Genomic DNA, 1,843 nt, shown 5'->3' on the forward strand with positions numbered 1-1,843 from the left:
CGCCCGCCAGCCCAACGCCCGCCAGCCCGCAGCCCGTCCGGGAGCCGCGTCCGCCCCTGACCGGTCGGGTGTACTACCTGGTGGGTGGGACGCTGCCACCGCAGTACTCGTCATGGGTGTCGCACGATCTGACGGGTCCGCGGTGGCAGGTCCGGCAGGCTTCCCGCCTGCCGCTGCTCATGGTGCCGTTCGCGATCGTGTTCGCACTGTTGCCCGGGCGGCTGGACGTCCGGCTCACCATTTCGATCTTCCTGCTGGCCGCGGCGGTGGGGCTCGGATTCGCCACCGCCGGTCACTTCCGTAACCGACGCCTCGTCCAGCACGGCTTTCCACCGGTCGTCCCACCCGAGGAAGACGAGGACATCTAGAACCCCGCGAACAGGTCCCGGGGGATGGCGATCCGTGCGGCTTCGGACAAGGAACCGGAAACCGAGGGATAGATCGCAAACGTGTGGGCGACCTGGTCGACGGTCAGACCATTGGCGACCGCCAGCGACACCGGAAAGATCAGTTCTGATGCCCGCGGCGCCACGATGACCCCGCCCAGGATGCTGCCGCTACCGGGCCGGCAGAACAGTTTGACAAAGCCGTCAGTGACGGCCTCCATCTTCGCGCGCGGGTTCCGGGCGAGCGGGAGGACCGTGGTGTGAGCAGCAACCGCGCCTGATTCGATCATCCGCTGGGAGATGCCGACGGTCGCGATCTCCGGTTCGGTGAAGATGTTCGACGACACGGTGCCCAACCGCAGTGGGGTGACCGCCTCACCGAGCGCGTGCCACATCGCGATCCTGCCCTGCATGGCGGCGACGGACGCCAGCGGCAGTACACCGGTGCAGTCACCGGCGGCGTACACGCCGGGCACCGACGTTCTCGACATCCGGTCGACCTCGATGTGACCGGTGGCGCTGCGTCGAATCCCGACATCGGTCAGGCCGATGTCGGAGGTGCGCGGTACCGATCCGACCGCCATCAGGACGTGGCTGCCGCTGATGATCCTGCCGTCGTCGAGATCCACTTCTACCCCGCCGGTGACCCGGCGGGCCGCCGTTGCCCGGGACCGGCCCAGCACGGTGACGCCCCTGCGCTGGAAGACATCCTCCAGCACCCGGGCCGCGTCGGGATCCTCACCGGGCAGTACCCGGTCGCGGGAGGAGACAAGCGTCACCTGCGCCCCGAGCGCCCGGTAGGCGCTGGCGAACTCGGCGCCGGTGACACCGGACCCGACCACGATCAGATGCTCGGGCAGCCTGTCGAGGTCGTAGAGATGGCGCCAGGTGAGAATCCTCTCACCATCGGGTGTCGCCGCCGGCAGGATCCTCGGCGACGCGCCGGTGGCGATCAGCACGATGTCACCGAAGAAGGCCTCGCCGGAATCGACCTCGACGGCATGCGGACCGACCAGCCGCCCGTGGGCGTGCACGACCCGGACGGCCTCCTTCTCCAGCCGGGTCTCGATGTCCCGGGACTGCGCCTGCGCCAGCCCACGCACCCGGGCATAGACCCGCTCAATGTCAACGCTGACGCCGGCGGGAAGCCCGGGGCCGGGTGTCGCGCGGGCATCCCAGCCCGCTTCGGGCAGCACGAAACCCCCGTCACGTAGCCGAACACCGAGCGAGGGGGCCGCGGCCAGTGCGGTCATCGCCGCCGATGTGGCGATCAACGTTTTGGACGGAACACAGTCAGTGAGAACACAGGCACCCCCCGTCCCATCCGAATCGATGAGCGTGACAAATGCCCCGAGCTCGGCACCGACAAGCGCCGCCTCATACCCTCCGGGGCCTCCTCCGAGGATGACGATTCGCGGCACGTACGCGCTCCCTTCCGTGGACGGGCTGCTCTCCAG

Annotated in this window: 2 protein-coding genes; one reads left to right on the top strand and one right to left on the bottom strand. The window is 69.0% G+C overall.

What is annotated here, in order from left to right; genetic code table 11:
• A partial coding sequence (locus U9980_RS07175; protein WP_322767211.1) for a DUF5313 family protein occupies window positions 1–368 on the top strand: 368 nt, incomplete at its 5' end.
• On the opposite strand, the gene U9980_RS07180 is transcribed toward U9980_RS07175, so the two are convergent.
• A complete protein-coding gene (locus tag U9980_RS07180) occupies window positions 365–1,807 on the bottom strand; it encodes an NAD(P)H-quinone dehydrogenase (protein ID WP_322767213.1) in 1,443 nt (480 codons plus the stop codon). The genes U9980_RS07175 and U9980_RS07180 overlap by 4 nt on opposite strands.
• Window positions 1,808–1,843 lie beyond the last annotated feature (36 nt).

The sequence above is a fragment of the Protofrankia sp. Cr1 genome (assembly GCF_963555865.1).
GTDB lineage: Bacteria > Actinomycetota > Actinomycetes > Frankiales > Frankiaceae > Protofrankia.